18 protein-coding genes are annotated in these 14,528 nt (G+C 67.0%); 13 read left to right on the top strand and 5 right to left on the bottom strand.

Going from position 1 to position 14,528, the window contains the following annotated elements:
- Nucleotides 1–154 precede the first annotated feature (154 nt).
- The 5 genes from ABQE93_RS19685 to ABQE93_RS19665 all read left to right on the top strand — a co-directional run bounded on the left by ABQE93_RS19685 (nucleotide 155) and on the right by ABQE93_RS19665 (nucleotide 3,639).
- Complete coding sequence (locus tag ABQE93_RS19685; protein WP_448409970.1) at nucleotides 155–994, top strand: SH3-like domain-containing protein; 840 nt, start codon at nucleotides 155–157, stop codon at nucleotides 992–994.
- 15 nt (nucleotides 995–1,009) lie between these two features.
- Complete coding sequence (scnC, locus tag ABQE93_RS19680) at nucleotides 1,010–1,729, top strand: thiocyanate hydrolase subunit gamma (protein WP_448409971.1); 720 nt, start codon at nucleotides 1,010–1,012, stop codon at nucleotides 1,727–1,729.
- A 68-nt stretch (nucleotides 1,730–1,797) separates the two neighbouring features.
- The gene (locus ABQE93_RS19675; RefSeq protein WP_448410064.1) at nucleotides 1,798–2,079 is read left to right on the top strand and encodes a thiocyanate hydrolase; all 282 of its coding nucleotides are present in this window, start codon (nucleotides 1,798–1,800) and stop codon (nucleotides 2,077–2,079) included.
- Between the two features lie 55 nt (nucleotides 2,080–2,134).
- Entirely contained in the window at nucleotides 2,135–2,863 is a 729-nt protein-coding gene (locus tag ABQE93_RS19670; RefSeq protein WP_448409973.1) for an EthD domain-containing protein, read from the top strand.
- Between the two features lie 14 nt (nucleotides 2,864–2,877).
- Complete coding sequence (locus ABQE93_RS19665) at nucleotides 2,878–3,639, top strand: enoyl-CoA hydratase/isomerase family protein (protein ID WP_448410065.1); 762 nt, start codon at nucleotides 2,878–2,880, stop codon at nucleotides 3,637–3,639.
- Nucleotides 3,640–3,648: 9 nt separating this feature from the next.
- Here ABQE93_RS19665 and ABQE93_RS19660 read toward each other — a convergent pair whose 3' ends face one another.
- Nucleotides 3,649–3,843, bottom strand: coding sequence for a (2Fe-2S)-binding protein (locus ABQE93_RS19660; protein WP_448409974.1), 195 nt, complete (start codon nucleotides 3,841–3,843; stop codon nucleotides 3,649–3,651).
- Nucleotides 3,844–3,851: 8 nt separating this feature from the next.
- A complete protein-coding gene (locus tag ABQE93_RS19655) occupies nucleotides 3,852–4,487 on the bottom strand; it encodes a fatty-acid--CoA ligase (RefSeq protein ID WP_448409976.1) in 636 nt (211 codons plus the stop codon).
- 242 nt (nucleotides 4,488–4,729) lie between these two features.
- Here ABQE93_RS19655 and bfr point away from each other — a divergent pair, with 242 nt between their 5' ends.
- The 3 genes from bfr to ABQE93_RS19640 all read left to right on the top strand — a co-directional run bounded on the left by bfr (nucleotide 4,730) and on the right by ABQE93_RS19640 (nucleotide 7,881).
- Complete coding sequence (gene bfr, locus ABQE93_RS19650; RefSeq protein ID WP_448409978.1) at nucleotides 4,730–5,215, top strand: bacterioferritin; 486 nt, start codon at nucleotides 4,730–4,732, stop codon at nucleotides 5,213–5,215.
- A gap of 110 nt (nucleotides 5,216–5,325) precedes the next feature.
- A complete protein-coding gene (locus tag ABQE93_RS19645) occupies nucleotides 5,326–7,377 on the top strand; it encodes an MDR family MFS transporter (protein ID WP_448409980.1) in 2,052 nt (683 codons plus the stop codon).
- 21 nt (nucleotides 7,378–7,398) lie between these two features.
- Nucleotides 7,399–7,881 carry a carboxymuconolactone decarboxylase family protein gene (locus ABQE93_RS19640; protein WP_448409981.1) on the top strand — a complete coding sequence of 161 codons (483 nt, stop codon included), beginning with the start codon at nucleotides 7,399–7,401 and terminating at the stop codon, nucleotides 7,879–7,881.
- A gap of 4 nt (nucleotides 7,882–7,885) precedes the next feature.
- Here the strand turns inward: ABQE93_RS19640 and ABQE93_RS19635 are convergent, their stop codons facing one another.
- The 3 genes from ABQE93_RS19635 to ABQE93_RS19625 all read right to left on the bottom strand — a co-directional run bounded on the left by ABQE93_RS19635 (nucleotide 7,886) and on the right by ABQE93_RS19625 (nucleotide 11,390).
- Nucleotides 7,886–9,088, bottom strand: coding sequence for an FUSC family protein (locus ABQE93_RS19635; protein ID WP_448409983.1), 1,203 nt, complete (start codon nucleotides 9,086–9,088; stop codon nucleotides 7,886–7,888).
- A 78-nt stretch (nucleotides 9,089–9,166) separates the two neighbouring features.
- A complete protein-coding gene (locus tag ABQE93_RS19630; protein WP_448409984.1) occupies nucleotides 9,167–9,583 on the bottom strand; it encodes a nuclear transport factor 2 family protein in 417 nt (138 codons plus the stop codon).
- Between the two features lie 16 nt (nucleotides 9,584–9,599).
- Entirely contained in the window at nucleotides 9,600–11,390 is a 1,791-nt protein-coding gene (locus ABQE93_RS19625) for an N-acyl-D-amino-acid deacylase family protein (protein WP_448409986.1), read from the bottom strand.
- Between the two features lie 118 nt (nucleotides 11,391–11,508).
- Here ABQE93_RS19625 and ABQE93_RS19620 point away from each other — a divergent pair, with 118 nt between their 5' ends.
- The 5 genes from ABQE93_RS19620 (at nucleotide 11,509) to ABQE93_RS19600 (ending at nucleotide 14,528) form a co-directional block, all read left to right on the top strand.
- Complete coding sequence (locus ABQE93_RS19620; RefSeq protein ID WP_448409987.1) at nucleotides 11,509–12,414, top strand: dienelactone hydrolase family protein; 906 nt, start codon at nucleotides 11,509–11,511, stop codon at nucleotides 12,412–12,414.
- Nucleotides 12,415–12,494: 80 nt separating this feature from the next.
- The gene (locus ABQE93_RS19615) at nucleotides 12,495–12,893 is read left to right on the top strand and encodes a hypothetical protein (RefSeq protein WP_448409988.1); all 399 of its coding nucleotides are present in this window, start codon (nucleotides 12,495–12,497) and stop codon (nucleotides 12,891–12,893) included.
- 58 nt (nucleotides 12,894–12,951) lie between these two features.
- Complete coding sequence (locus ABQE93_RS19610) at nucleotides 12,952–13,341, top strand: cupredoxin domain-containing protein (protein WP_448409989.1); 390 nt, start codon at nucleotides 12,952–12,954, stop codon at nucleotides 13,339–13,341.
- 112 nt (nucleotides 13,342–13,453) lie between these two features.
- On the top strand, nucleotides 13,454–13,840 hold the full coding sequence (locus ABQE93_RS19605) for a hypothetical protein (RefSeq protein WP_448409991.1): 387 nt from the start codon (nucleotides 13,454–13,456) through the stop codon (nucleotides 13,838–13,840).
- Entirely contained in the window at nucleotides 13,830–14,528 is a 699-nt protein-coding gene (locus ABQE93_RS19600; RefSeq protein ID WP_448409992.1) for an HAD family hydrolase, read from the top strand. The genes ABQE93_RS19605 and ABQE93_RS19600 overlap by 11 nt, the downstream gene beginning before the upstream one ends.

Here is a 14,528-nt window from a genome sequence, read left to right as displayed (position 1 = left end):
GGCCGCAAGAGCAAATCCGTTGCCGCGCAGGGCATCCGGAAAACTGCCGCCACCGTCAGGGAACCGTTGCGCCGCAGTAAGTTCGCAATTCGGGTGATAGCGGCAGTATCGCGGAGATAAAGTCAGCGCACTGCGAACCGGAAGGGGAGCTGTGATGAGCACAGCGGCCGAGCGTGCAGCTCAACTGGATCTTGTCGCGCGGCTCAAGTCGGCCTATCCCGAGCTTCCCGACGCCCCGACACCGGATCTGCTCGACCACGGCCGCATCACCGCCTACCTCAAACCCGTCCACGACGTGGGTGGTGAACCGGACGCGCCGATGAAGTACGAGAACAAACAGTATGAGCTGTGGGAGCACATGACGTACGTCATCTGCGAAGTGCTGGCGTGGCGCGGGATCTGGCTCTCGGAGGAGCGCCGGCGCATCGGCAACGTCGACGTCGGGCGCGCCCAGTACCTGGGGCTGCCCTATTACGGCCGCTGGCTGTTGGCCGTCGCGCGGGTGCTGGTGGAAAAGCACCACATTGCGCTCGGCGAGTTGAGCGAACGGATGGCCGAGGTCGCCGCGCGCTACGAGGGCGGCCTGGACGGCACGACGCTGACGGCCCAACCGAAGTGTGCAGGGGACGGGTCGGCCGTCAAACGCAACGCCCACCACAAGCACGCGGTCGGCAAGGGCGACCCGCAGGTCTACGCCGGGCAGGCCGGCGAGCCGAAGTTCAAGGTCGGCGACGCCGTGGTGGTGCGCGAACTGCCGGTCGTGTTCTACACCCGCACACCCGAGTATGTGCGGGGCGCGACGGGGGAGATCGCGACCGTGGCCTATGAAAGCCCCGCCGCCGAGGACGAGACCTGGGATCGGCCTCACGCACAGCCGGAGTGGTTCTACGTCGTCCGGTTCAACATGTCCGAGTTGTGGGACGGCTACACCGGCACCGCCGATGACGTCATCCAGACCGAGATTCCCGAACGCTGGCTGGCATCAGCCACCTGAGCCACAGGGGCGCACATGACCGAGCACGACCACGACCACGACCACGACCACGACCACGAGCGCACCGTCGCCCCGATGGTCGACGAGATCACCGACTTCGAGGTGCTCGAGATCGCGCTGCGCGAATTGTGTATCGAGAAGGGCATCTTCACCGCCGAGGAACATCGTCGTTTCACCGAGTTCGCCGAGCAGATCGGTCCGACCCCGGCTGCGCGCCTCGTCGCGCGGGCGTGGCTGGATCCCGAGTTCCAACAGCTCGCGCTGAGCGAACCGATGACGGCCAGCAAGGAAGTCGGCGTCGACTGGATGGAACCAACCGGCTTCGGCACGCCAAGCGATTTCACCGCGTTCGAGATCCTCGCCGACACCCCCAGCGTGCACCACGTCATCGTGTGCGCGCTGTGCTCGTGTTATCCGCGCCCGATCCTCGGCAACTCCCCGGAGTGGTACCGCACGCCGAACTACCGGCGCCGCCTGGTCCGCTGGCCGCGTCAGGTACTCGCGGAGTTCGGCCTCTACCTGCCCGACGAAATCGCCGTGCGGGTACAGGATTCCAACCAGAAGCACCGGTTCATGGTGATGCCGATGCGTCCCGAGGGCACCGACGGCTGGACCGAAGACGAGTTGGCGCAGATCATCACGCGCGACTGCCTGATCGGTGTCGCCCTACCGAAACCGGGCGTGACCGCGAACGTGATCACCGAAACCCGCTCCGCGATCCACCCGGTCACGTGAACGCCGCCGACCCGACGCCGGTCACACCGCTGCAGCAGGTCGTGCAGCGCAACCAGGTCTGGCCGCGGATGGCGGCCAAGTACGGCGTGGACAACCCCGTGCCGCCGTGGAAGACCAGCCTCGACGGTATGTGCGATGCCCTCGACCGCGCCGCGTGTGACACCGGGGTGCCGGACTTCAAGGAGCGCCGCGACGAGGAGGACGCGTTGTCGGCGACGGTGTACGCGGACCTGCCGTATCCGGAGAACCAGTTGGTGGCGCTGGCGCATTCGCTGCTCGCCCGCGGGATCATCGACGCCGACGAACTCGAACGGCGGATGGCCGCCGTGCGCGACCGGCTGGAGGCCTGACCCACCTCGCCACGACCAGCGTGCGGTTCACCGCGGTCGCGGTAGGTTCGGCTTCGTGGAGAAAGTCATCATCACCCTGCGGGGCGCCGAGCCGGACGAAAAGTGGTGCGCGCGAATGCGCGCCCGGGTGGCGGCCGACCTGCTCGACATGGATCTTCCGGGCCTTGCCATCAACCTGCGCGACGAGGTGGTGCGAGACTTCCTGATGACGCTGACGACGATGGATCCCGCGGTGGTCGGTTTCGTCACGCTGTGGACGCAACAGTCCTATGGCCAGCAGGTGAGGGCCGCGATCGAGCGGCTGCAGTCCGAAGCCGATGACGTCGCGGCCTATCTGGTCACCGAGTCGGTTCCGTTGGCCCCGCCCGACACCGTGCCCGGCCAACGCAGCCCCGGTCTGGCCAACGTCGCGCTGCTGCGCCGCCCCGCCGACATGGACGAGGCGACCTGGCGCACCCGGTGGCACGTCGATCACACCCCGGTGGCCATCGACACCCAGGCGACGTTCGGCTACGTGCAGAACGCCGTGGTGCGCGCGTTGACGCCTGACGCACCCACGTTCGCGGCGATCGTCGAAGAATTGTTCCCGCAGGAAGCCATCTCGGACCTGCACGCGTTCTTCGGCGCCGCCGATGACGACGATCTGCGTGACCGGATGGAGCGGATGGTGGCCAGCACGGCGGCGTTCGGCGCCAACCGTGACGTCGACACCGTGCCGACGAGCCGCTACGTGTACCGCACGCCGTTCGCCGCCAACCCGTCGCGCCGTACAGTCGACCGGTGACCGAAGAGCAACCAGTGCCCCTGCAGATCAGCGACGAGAACCGGGTTCGCACGCTGACGTTGAACCGGCCTGACGCCCTGAATGCGTTCAACGAACAGCTGTATCACGCGACCGCGACCGCGCTGCGCGACGCCGCCGACGACCCCGAGGTGGCCGTCGTGCTGTTGACCGGATCGGGTCGGGCGTTCAGCGCGGGCAACGACCTCAAGGAAATGCAGCGCCGCATCACCGATCCGGCGTTCAACGAGCAGGGCAGCCACTTCACCACGATGATCGACGCGCTCACCGAGTTCCCCAAGCCGCTGATCTGTGCGGTCAACGGCGTCGGTGTCGGTATCGGCGCGACGATCCTGGGCTACGCCGATCTGGTGTTCATGTCCACGACGGCGAAGTTGAAGACGCCGTTCACCAGCCTCGGGGTAGCGCCCGAGGCCGCGTCGTCATATCTGCTGCCGCGGTTGATGGGGCGGCAGAACGCCGCCTGGCTGCTGATGTCGTCGGAGTGGGTGGACGCCGACGAGGCGCAGCGGATGGGGTTGGCGTGGAAGGTGTGTGCACCCGACGACCTGTTGGCGCAGGCCCGCCGACACGCGAACGTCCTTGCCGAAAAACCTATTTCGAGCCTGATGGCGGTGAAGCAGACCATCGTCGCGCCGACGCGTGCCCCCATCGCCGCCGCGACGGCCAGGGAGAACGAGCACTTCGCCACGTTGATGGGCGCCGCGGCCAACGCCGAGGCGCTGGCCGACTTCACCGGCCGTCGCGCAGCGCAGTGATCCCTGCACTCAGTGGTTGACGGCCCTGGGCCGACCGTCGGCCTCGTGATGGGCCGCGATGATCGCGCGCAGGGTACGCCGGCACCGCCCGCAGTCACCGCCGGCACCACACGCCTCGGCGATCTGTTTGGACGTCGTCGCGCCGTTGGCGACCACCTCGTCGACGTCGCTGCTCGTGATTCCCATGCATAGACAGACGAACACCGGCGCACCTAACCGCTCTGCTCGTCGATGCTCATGATGTGGGCAAACCTGCCCACGAACTGGCTGGGGTAGGCGCCGAGGCCCGCCTGGCGCAGCCATTCGGCGGCGTGGTCGGGGTTGTCGATCCACTGCCGGGCGGCCTCCTCGTTCTCGATCTCCTGCAGGATCATCACTTCCTGCCCGTCGTCGAGCGCCCGATACACCCAGATCTTGCGCACGCCCGCGCGTTTGAACCGGTCCAACCCGTCGTGCACCTTGACCATCAGCGAACCGACGTCTTGCACCGAGGACATGACGCCGACGATGACGCGCCCCACGTGATCGACGGGAGAGGGCGGGTACAGGTCGATCTTCTCCACCACCTCGCCGCCGAATATGGGCGGGATATCGTCGACGCCGGAAATATCGAACAACTCGAATATCGCGGGGGACCGCAAAACCTCGCGGATCGAGCCGGCTTGCCGAATTCCAATTGTGGTCAATACCCGCTGGGCCTCCCAAATCGAGCTGTAGAGCACCACGTGGTGGGCACCGATCGACGCCAGACCGTCACGACGTTTCTTGAGCCAACCCCACATCCGTTCCACGTCATCGACACGGAAATCGCAGGCGAGAATGAAGGAATGCAGATCGTGCTCACCCATCCCTATTTCCCACCTGTCCGATACGCCGGTTTTTGGTTAGCGGAGTCTAACCTTAGTAAGCATAGGCAGTCCAGAGTTGATCCGTCCTCGACGGCCCACAACCGGTCAATCACTCGCCGGAACGCCGAAAAGTCGCGCCGCACAAGCGCAGAGACTGTGCATTGGCAGTCTTCTGCACTAGATTGGATCCCACACAACCGATAGCGACGCTTGACCAGCCCTCAAGGTGCTAAGGAGCCCCAATGCAAGGCGACCCGGACGTTCTTAAGTTGCTCAACGAGCAATTGACGAGCGAGCTCACAGCCATTAACCAGTATTTCCTGCATTCGAAGATGCAGGCGAATTGGGGCTTTACCGAACTCGCCGAGTACACCCGCAAAGAATCATTCGACGAAATGAATCATGCGGAGGCGATTACCGATCGAATTCTGATGCTCGACGGGCTGCCCAATTATCAACGGCTGTTCTCGTTGCGAATCGGTCAGACCCTGCGCGAACAATTCGAAGCCGACCTGGCGATCGAATATGAAGTGATGGAGCGGCTGAAGCCCGGCATCATCATGTGCCGCGAGCGGAAAGACGCCACCACCGCCACGCTGCTGGAGGGAATCCTCGCCAGCGAAGAAGAGCACATCGACTACCTCGAGACGCAGCTGCAGTTGATGGACAAGCTGGGCGATGAGCTCTACGCGGCGCAGTGCGTCTCCCGCCCGCCGACCAGCCTCTGACCTTCGCGTTTCTGCGCACCCGCTGCGGGCAACCCTTCCGTCGGTCGGCGTAACCTTTCTAGCTTGTCTAACGATAGGCCGGACGGGATACCGGCCGACGGAAGGCAGGGATGGGAAGTCCGGCGACACACGCCGCCGCCGAGGATCGTGAACCCGGCGCGCTGATCAGCCCACAGCGCCGCAACTTCATCTTCGTTGCGGTGCTCCTCGGCATGCTGCTCGCCGCGCTGGACCAGACGATCGTCGCGACCACACTGCCGACGGTGGTGGCCGACCTCGGCGGGGCCGGGCACCAGTCGTGGGTGGTGACGAGCTACCTGTTGGCCTCGACCATCGCCACCGCGGTGGTGGGCAAGCTCGGCGACCTGTTCGGGCGCAAAGCCGTGTTCGGGACAGCGGTGCTCGTCTTCGGGGTCGGTTCGGTGCTGTGCGCCATCGCCGGGTCGATGACGGCGCTGGTCGTATCGCGCGCTCTGCAGGGTGTCGGTGGCGGCGCCATCATGGTGACGGCCACCGCGCTGATCGGCGAGGTCATCCCGCTGCGCGATCGCGGCCGCTACCAGGGCGCGTTGGGCGCCGTCTTCGGTGTGACGACGGTGATCGGCCCCCTGCTGGGCGGCTACTTCACCGACCACCTCAGTTGGCGGTGGGCGTTTTGGATCAACATCCCGATAGGCGTCGTGGTGTTCTTCGTGGCGGCGGCCGCCATCCCCGCGCTCAGCGGCCGCGAGCGGCCCGTCATCGACTACGCCGGCATCGTGTTCGTCGGCCTCGGCGCGACCGGGCTCACGCTGGCGACCAGCTGGGGCGGCAGCACCTACGCCTGGAATTCGCCGACGATCATCGGGTTGTTCATCGGCTCGGCGGTCGCCCTTGCGATATTCGTCTGGGTGGAAAGCCGTGCGGCCGAACCGATTCTGCCGGTCCGGCTGTTCAGCAGCCCGGTGTTCACGGTGTGCTGTGTGCTGTCGTTCATCGTCGGGTTCGCGATGCTGGGGGCGTTGACGTTCCTGCCGACATACATGCAGTTCGTCGACGGGGTCTCGGCCACCGAGTCCGGGCTGCGCACGTTGCCGATGGTGGTCGGGTTGCTCATCACCTCGATCGGCAGCGGCGCCATCGTCGGGCGCACCGGACGCTACAAGGTCTTTCCGGTCGTCGGCACCGCGGTGATGGTGGTGGGCTTCGTGCTGATGTCGCGGATGGACGCCGACACGTCGCTGCTGGCGCAGTCGGCATACCTGTTCGTCCTCGGCACCGGCATCGGCATGTGCATGCAGGTACTCGTGCTGATCGTGCAGAGCACGGTCGGCTTCACCGATCTGGGCGTCGCGACATCGGGCGTGACGTTCTTCCGGGCGATCGGAAGCGCCTTCGGCGCAGCGATTTTCGGATCGCTGTTCGCCAACTTCCTCAACGCCCGCGTCGGCGCAGCCCTGGCCGTGAGCGGTGCGCCGCCGGCGGCCGCGCAGTCCCCGCAGGTGCTGCACGGGTTGCCATCCGACGTCGCCGCACCGATCGTCACTGCCTACGCCGATTCGCTCGGGTTGGTGTTTCTGTTCGCGGCGCCGGTCGCGTTCATCGGATTCCTGGTCGCGCTGACGCTCAAAGAGGTGCCCCTGCACGAGATGGAATCGGCGACCGTCGATCTCGGCGACGGCTTCGCGATGCCCGGTACCGAGAATTCGGAGCAGGTGCTGGAATCCGCGATCTGGCGCCTGCTGCGCCATTCACCCGAGATCCGGCTGCGCAGCATCGCGGGTCGGCCGGGCTGTGAACTCGACGTCGCGCGACTGTGGGCGTTGATCCAGATCTATCGGCACAACCAGGCCTTCGGCTCCGTACGGCTCACCGAGATCGCCGATCGACTCCGGGTGCCGTGCGAAGTCATCGAGCCGACCTTCGAGCAGTTGGTCGCCACCGGCTACGCGCTGCGCACCGGTGATCGGTTCTGGCTCACACAGGCCGGCGCGCAGCAGGTCGACACCGCCTCGTCGGTGCTGGTCGACGCGATCACCGAAAAGCTCGCCACTTCGCAGACGTTCGAGGGCAGACCCGACCATGTGCAGGTGGAGGCGGCGCTGGAGCGCATCGCGCATCGTGTGCTGGCACAGCGGGAGTGGGACGACGAGCGCAGCGAAATCACCGCCACCAGCACGTGACCGCCGCGTACGATCTCGGCCATGAGCCGAATAGGGGATTTCGCCGACGACGACGCGGCCGCCTGGGTGGTCAAGTCACCCGACATCGGGGTCGCGATGGCCGGTTTCACCAACGCGGTCTACACCAAGAACCGGCTTCCGATGCGGGTGCGCGAGTTGGCCAGGATGGTCATCGCCCTCGATAACGAATGCGTGGTGTGCCAGAACACCCGCGACTCGACAGACATCGCGGCCGGTGTCGACGAGGACCTCTACGACCACGCCGCGCAGTGGCGGACGTGGCCGGGTTACAGCGCCCAGGAGCGCATCGCCGCGGAGTTCGCCGAACGGTTCGCCTCCGACCACACCGCCCTGCGCGACGACGAGGACTTCTGGGCCCGCTGCCGCGAGCACTTCGACGAGGAACTGCTCACCGACCTGGCGCTGTCGTGCGCGATGTGGCTGGGCATGGGCCGGATGTTGCGCACCCTCGACATCGGCCAGAGCTGCAAGATCACGCTGTAGACGGTCAGCCGCGCGTGCTGCGCAGGCGGCTACGCACCGAATCGGCCACGTCGTTGAGCCCGTCGCGCGCCCATCCGACCTCGTCACACATCCGCTGCGCGTCGGTGTACAGGCCGCCGTACACCGACCACTGGGTCGGCTGATCGAGCGGTTTACCCTGCGCCTGCGAGCGCAGCTGCTGCAGCGCCGCCGTGCAGTCCCGGGCCGCCTCGCTCAGCTGTTCGCCGTCGACGAGGTCGTCGACGGAGTGAATACCGCCCATCGCGGAGACGGCGTCGCGCACCGCGGACAGCACGGCCGTGTAGTGCCGCAGAAACGCGTCGTGGTGCGGTTGCTGTTCGTCGTCGTCGCGTTCGCCGATCCGGACCAACCCGGTGATCACCGACCGCACCTGAGCGGTGATGCGGTCCGCCGCCTGAATCGTCACGCGGTACCCGTCGAAGCTGCGGTGGTCGTGCACCAGCAGCCGGCGCGGGTTGAACCGCGAGGTCTGATCGGCATGGTCGACGGTGTGACGCGCCTGCGGGGTCATGCGTGCGACGCCGTCGGCGTGCTGTCGCCAGTGGCGTGCCGCGTCCGCGTCGGGCGTCCCGTCTTTCAGTCCCTCGATCATGTCGGCCAGCAGGTCTGACAACGAATCGCAGAACGATTGGACGGCATAGCCGGCGCTGCGGTACCGCAACGGGGGCGCCACCAGCAGGTTGACGGCTAATGCGACCGAGGCGCCGAGCAGCACCATGCCCACGATCTCGGGGAGCTGAGAGGACGGCGACACCCCCGGTTCGGGCATGGCGAACGCGCCGTAGGCGAAGATCGCGGCGACCGTGACGTTGATGCCCTGGCTGCCGAGCCGTCGCCAGCGCCCGATGGTCAGCGCGACCACCAAGATGATCGGGAACAGCCACGGCTGCACGCCCCACGGCAGCACTATCGCCCCGGTGAGGCAGACGCCGACGATCACCGCGCCGGTGTAGTGCATCGCCATCTGCACCGAGTCGGCGATGGTGATCTGCATGAGCAGCACCGCCGAGAACGGCGCGAACGTGGCGTGGCTCGCGCCGAACACCTGCGAAGCCAGCAGCCAGGCCACCGTCGCCGCCAGCACCGACTTGCCGAGCATGAGCACGTTGTCGCGGTCGAAGTTGTGCTGCGCCATTGCGCGTCTCGCGCGTCCGACGAACGCGGACAGTGCCGCACGCGTACGCACGTCGCCTCTCCTTCAGCCGAGCCTCCCCGATCTGAAGGGTTTACCGCCTGTCGCCGACCTCAAACCGTCGCGGCACCGTCACACCAGGCCCGTGGCGTCGAACACCCAACTCATGTCGGCGTTCGCGAAGTCCTCCAGCCAGGTGGGCGGGGCGTTGTTCGCCAACGCGCCCATGTCCCAATAGTCTTTCCACAGCGTGATCTTGCCGTCCTGGACCTTGTGCACCGAGACGAACTTCAGCACCGCGGATTCGCCTGTGGGCCAGTGCCATTCCTCGCTGTGCTCATACATCGCGTCGGTGCCGTTGTCGACCAGTAGCCCGGAGAAGTTCTCGTAGGACGACAACGGCTCCAAGCCGATCTTGAGCCGCTTGACGATGTCCTCGGGTCCGCGCGCCGCCGCGGCCGGGCCGACGGGCATGTCGAGGTAGATGCAGTCGTCGGACAGGAACGTCTTGAGCTCCTCCCAGTTACGCGCGGACAACGCCTTCCACATACCCAAGACCGTATCTTCAACTGACACTGGCTAATTCGCCTTCCTGTGCGGAGATCGCGGGCGCCTTGTGCGCTGCGCGCAGAAACCGTCCGGTGCGCTTTTCGCCGACGACGTCGGTCGGCTGGCCGCCGACGAAGACCGCCCTGCCGCCGACGTAGACCGCGGTCACGGTGTCGTCGTTGCGGTTGACCATGCGCGACAGGCCCCCGTACTGCTCGACGGACTCCTCGGCGTAGGAGTCCAGCGAGTCGTCCAGGTGCTCTGGGTCGACGATCACCAGGTCCGCCCGGTCGCCGAGGCGCAGGTGCCCGGCATCCAGGCGGTACCAGTCGGCGAGTTCACCGGTCAACCGGTGCACGGCCTGCTCGACGCTCAGAAACGGCTTTCCTGCGCGCTCGGCGTCGCGCACATGACGCAGGAACCGCAGGCCCATGTTGTAGAAGGCCATGTTGCGCAGGTGCGCACCGGCGTCGGAGAACCCCATCTGGATGCCCGTGTCGCGCGCCAACTTCTTGAGCACGTCGGGCCGGTGGTTGGAGATCGTGGTGCGCCAGCGCAGCGCCCGACCGTGTTCGAGCACCAGGTCCAGGAACGCGTCGACCGGGTGCAGTCCGCCGCGCTCCTTGCCGACCTCGCCGAACGACTTCCCGACGATCGACGTGTCGGGACATGCCACGATCTCGGCGTCGAAGAAGTCGCGCTGCCACACCCGGATGCCCAGCTTGCTCTCGTACTCCTTGCGGAACCGGCGGCGGTAGGCCTCATCGCGCATCAGTTCGTTGCGCTCGACCTCGTCGCGCAGGTGCAGCGCCGCGGCACCGGCGCCGAACTCCTCGAAGACCACCAGGTCGATGCCGTCGGCGTAGACCTCGAACGGCACCGGCAGATGCTGCCAGCGGAAGTTTCCGCCGAGCTTGTTGACCAACCGGGCGCCCGGGCCCAGGGCATGGATGCTGTACGGATTGGACTTCACGTCGGCCGCCGAAAGCAGGCTGGTCTTGAGCGGGTTGCGAACCAAGCCCAGCGACTGCGCCAGTTGGGATACGAGGTTCAGCGGGTTCTGGATGTCGGGTCCGGACTGCAGCACCCGGCCCGTGCGCCGCAACAACGACTTGAGCCTGCGTAGCTCGCGGGGCTTGGCGTAGGTGGACGGCAGTGTCCGCGACCGGCACACGTCACCGTCGAGCTTGTCGAAAAGCAGCTGCTGCGAGGACATTCCGACGAAGCCGGCCTTCAGCGCCGCCGAGAGCCACCGCTCCATCTGGGCCTGTTCGCTGCGGGTGGGCCGCACGTCCTTGCGGGTCGCGCGGTCCAGGCCCATGGTGGCCGCCCGCATATCGGAGTGCCCGATGAACGCGGCGACGTTGGGGCCCAGAGGCCGTGCCTCCAACGCCGCGATGTACTGCTCGCAGTCCGACCACGTCTTGTTGCGGTCGACGGCGTCGATGACGTGGTCGCGCGGAATCGCCTCGACCCGGCCGAAGATGTCGCCGGCGTCGGTGCCGTCGACATGCACGGTGGACAGCGAGCAGGAGCCGAGCATCACCGTGGTCACCCCGTGGCGCAACGATTCGGCCAGCGCAGGGCCGTCGAGCACCTCGACGTCGTAGTGGGTGTGGATGTCGAGCATGCCGGGCAGCACCCATTTACCCGATGCATCGATGACGTCGGGGCAGCCGGTCGGGTCGAGGTCCTCCGCGGTGATCGCGGCGATGTGGCCGTCGCGGATGCCGATGTTCCTCACCGCGGACGCTGCGCCGGTGCCGTCGAACCAGCGGCCGTTGCGGATGATCGTGTCGTAGCTCACCCCGCCATAGAACAGCCCGCCGATTGCGGTGTCAATGAAAACCGTGAACAGATTCGCATTTCTGTCTATTTTGCGCGATGACCTGGCACTATCCGTCGTCCGGGGCATACTGACGAAGATGACGCCGCTGCAGCGCTACATCGCCGAGGAAATCGCCATCGACCACGTCGACGGGCTGTTGTCCAGACGCGAAGCGCTGCGCAGGCTCGCGCTGCTCGGCGTCGGCGCGGCCGCGGCGACGGCTTTGATCGCCGGCTGCAGCGATAACCGCCAGCCCGAGGCGCAGGCCCCGGTCACCTCGAGCGAGCCCGCGACGGCGGGCGCACCGCCGGGTTCGCAGACCGCGGTGGACACCACGGCGATCACCTGGCCCGGGCCCCGCGGTGAGCTGCAGGGAGCGTGGGCGGAGGCGCCCGACACGCGCGGCGCGGTGTTGGTCATCCACGAGAACAAGGGGCTCACCGACCACATCCGGTCGGTGGCGGGCCGGTTCGCGGGCATCGGCTACTCCGCGCTGGCGATCGATTTGCTCTCGGCGCGGGGCGGAACGGGCACCTTCGCCGATCCCGCGCAGGCCACCGCGGCCCTCGGCGAAATCCCACCCGAGGACGCGGTCGCCGACCTGCGCTCCGGGGTCGACGAGCTGGTGCGCCGCGTTCCGGATCGAAAGATCGCTGCGGTCGGGTTCTGCATGGGCGGGGCGATGGTGTGGCGGCTGCTGGACGCCGGCGCACCGCGGCTGGCGGCCGCCGTGCCGTTCTACGGCCCGACACCGGAGGATCCGGACTTCTCCGCGTCCAAAGACGTTGCGGTGCTGGGGATCTACGCAGCACAGGATCAGCGCGTCAACGCCACCGAACCGGTCGCACGCGCGGCGCTGGAACAGGCGGGCATGGTGTTCGAGCTGGTCACCGAGCCCGACGCCAACCACGCGTTCTTCAACGACACCGGCCAGCGCTACAACGCCGCCGCGGCGGCTGACGCCTGGCAACGGGTGCAGGACTGGTTCGCCCGCTACCTATAAGACGCAGAAGGGGGCGAGAACCCCGTCCAAGACCACCTTTTATGTCTGCTCGCCCGACGAAGGTGATCTACGATCCACACATGTTCAGGCCGTTGATGGTCGGCGTCGCCTCCGCCACCCTCCTCCTCGCGACCGGCGGGGGTGTCGCCGGTGCGGAACCGCAGACGTCGCCGTGCGACTACACGCTCTCGGCGCCCCACGTCGTCGACGTGTCCGGAACCCCCATGGTGACCGCGACGCTAAAGCCGGCCGCGTGCAACCGCGCTCAAGTGTTCTCCACGGTCGCGTGCGTGCAGTTGGAGGGCGCGTCGGGCCCCGGACAGTGTGCACGCCAAAACGGGTTGCTGACCGCGCAGGTCTACTACGCCCCGTATCAGCCGGGTGCGACCTACGTATCGACAGGGCGGGGATGCGCCAACGTCGGCAACCCACCACAACCGGCGTGCCAACCGACGGGTCCGTTCACCGCGACGCTGTAGCGAACCCGACCGGTCCGCTGCTCGTGTCCCGGGTGCAACAACAACGGAAGGGGACACGATGAGAAAGGTCTTGTTGTTCTGCACCGCCCTGTGTGCGATCGCCGCGCTCGCCGTGGGCTGCACCCAGTCGGCCACCACCGAACAAGACGCCACCGGGACGGCCACCGCGACCGCCCCGCCCGCCACCGCCACCAGCGCGCCCGCGTCGGGCCCGACGATCACCATCGCCGACATGAGCTTCGGGGATCCGGTCACCGTCGCTCCCGGTGAACAGATCACCGTGAGCAACGAGGACTCCGCCGAGCACTCGGTGACCTCGGAGACGTTCGATGTGCACGTCGACGGTGGCCAGCAGGCCACGTTGACGGCACCGACCGACCCCGGCGAGTACGACATCTACTGCGTGTACCACCCATCGATGACGGGCACGCTGATCGTCGAGCAGTAGGGCGCTGACCTCCCACTTCGCCTGAACCCGGTTTAGCCCTGGACCGCACGGGCATCCCGTCTTATTAGCGGGTCCGTCAGTCGCTGCGGCCCGACCGAACGAAGGAGCCGAGATGGACAACACCGTCGTATGGGTCATCGTGGCCGTGGTGGCGATCATCGCGATCGCGATTCTGGCCTACGTTGCAGTGCAGGGGCGCAACCGTAAGCGCCACGTTGAAGCCGAGCGCATCCGCGAAGAGGTAGACCACGATTCACACCGGGTGCAGAAGCGGGAGGCGCTGGCCCAGGAAACCGAGGCCAAAGCGCGTGCCGCACAGGCCGAGGCCGAGGCGAAGGCCGCAGAAGCCGCCAGGCTGGCCGACACCGCGGCGACGCGCCGTGATGCGGCGTCCACGTCGCGTCACGATCTCGACGCCCGCCGCGAACACGCCGACAAGCTCGATCCGAGGTCGAAGACGCCCGATCGTCGTGAGACGACCGATCGTCGTGAGCCGTAGCCCCAGCACGCCACCCGCCGTGTTGTTCGACATCGACGGCACGCTCGTCGATTCGAACTATCTGCACGTCCACGCGTGGTACCGGGCTTTCGATGAGGTCGGCATCCCCGTCGAGGCGTGGCGCATCCACCGCTCGATCGGGATGGACGGCGCCACATTGGTCCGCACGCTGACAGACGGTGCCGACGAAGACAGCCGCGAACGCGTCAAGGACCTGCATTCGCGCCACTACAAGGAGATGACGCCGGAGCTACGGCCGCTGCCGGGCGCCCGTGAACTGCTGGAAGCGGTCGCCAAGCTGGACCTGCAGGTCGTGCTGGCGACGTCGGCGCCCGAGGACGAACTGTCCATCCTGCGTGAGGTGCTCGACAGCGGCCACCTGGTGTCGGCGGTGACGTCGTCGGCCGACGTGGACACGGCCAAACCCCAGCCCGATCTCATCGAGGTGGCGCTGGACCGGGCCGGGGTGCCCGCCGCGCACGCCGTCTTCGTCGGCGACGCGGTGTGGGACGTCGTGGCCTGCCAGCGTGCCGGCGTGCAGACCGTTGCGCTGCTCAGCGGGGGAGTGTCGCAAGCCGAGCTGGAAAGCGCCGGTGCGGCACGGGTTTTCGACAATGCGTTGGATCTCTGCCAGCATCTCGACGACACCCCGATCGCCGCGCTGGCCAACATCGTCGGCGCGCGCTAG

The sequence above is a fragment of the Mycolicibacterium sp. XJ662 genome (assembly GCF_053484035.1).
This window is presented reverse-complemented; position numbering and strand designations above follow the sequence as displayed.

What these genes read in the sequence shown, in the direction of transcription:
- ABQE93_RS19685 (WP_448409970.1), top strand. Translation starts at nt 155, where the DNA reads ATGAGCACAGCGGCCGAGCGTGCAGCTCAACTGGATCTTGTCGCGCGG.
- scnC (WP_448409971.1), top strand. Translation starts at nt 1,010, where the DNA reads ATGACCGAGCACGACCACGACCACGACCACGACCACGACCACGAGCGC.
- ABQE93_RS19675 (WP_448410064.1), top strand. Translation starts at nt 1,798, where the DNA reads ATGGCGGCCAAGTACGGCGTGGACAACCCCGTGCCGCCGTGGAAGACC.
- ABQE93_RS19655 (WP_448409976.1), bottom strand. Translation starts at nt 4,487, where the DNA reads ATGGGTGAGCACGATCTGCATTCCTTCATTCTCGCCTGCGATTTCCGT.
- bfr (WP_448409978.1), top strand. Translation starts at nt 4,730, where the DNA reads ATGCAAGGCGACCCGGACGTTCTTAAGTTGCTCAACGAGCAATTGACG.
- ABQE93_RS19645 (WP_448409980.1), top strand. Translation starts at nt 5,326, where the DNA reads ATGGGAAGTCCGGCGACACACGCCGCCGCCGAGGATCGTGAACCCGGC.
- ABQE93_RS19640 (WP_448409981.1), top strand. Translation starts at nt 7,399, where the DNA reads ATGAGCCGAATAGGGGATTTCGCCGACGACGACGCGGCCGCCTGGGTG.
- ABQE93_RS19630 (WP_448409984.1), bottom strand. Translation starts at nt 9,583, where the DNA reads ATGTGGAAGGCGTTGTCCGCGCGTAACTGGGAGGAGCTCAAGACGTTC.
- ABQE93_RS19620 (WP_448409987.1), top strand. Translation starts at nt 11,509, where the DNA reads ATGACGCCGCTGCAGCGCTACATCGCCGAGGAAATCGCCATCGACCAC.
- ABQE93_RS19615 (WP_448409988.1), top strand. Translation starts at nt 12,495, where the DNA reads ATGTTCAGGCCGTTGATGGTCGGCGTCGCCTCCGCCACCCTCCTCCTC.
- ABQE93_RS19610 (WP_448409989.1), top strand. Translation starts at nt 12,952, where the DNA reads ATGAGAAAGGTCTTGTTGTTCTGCACCGCCCTGTGTGCGATCGCCGCG.
- ABQE93_RS19605 (WP_448409991.1), top strand. Translation starts at nt 13,454, where the DNA reads ATGGACAACACCGTCGTATGGGTCATCGTGGCCGTGGTGGCGATCATC.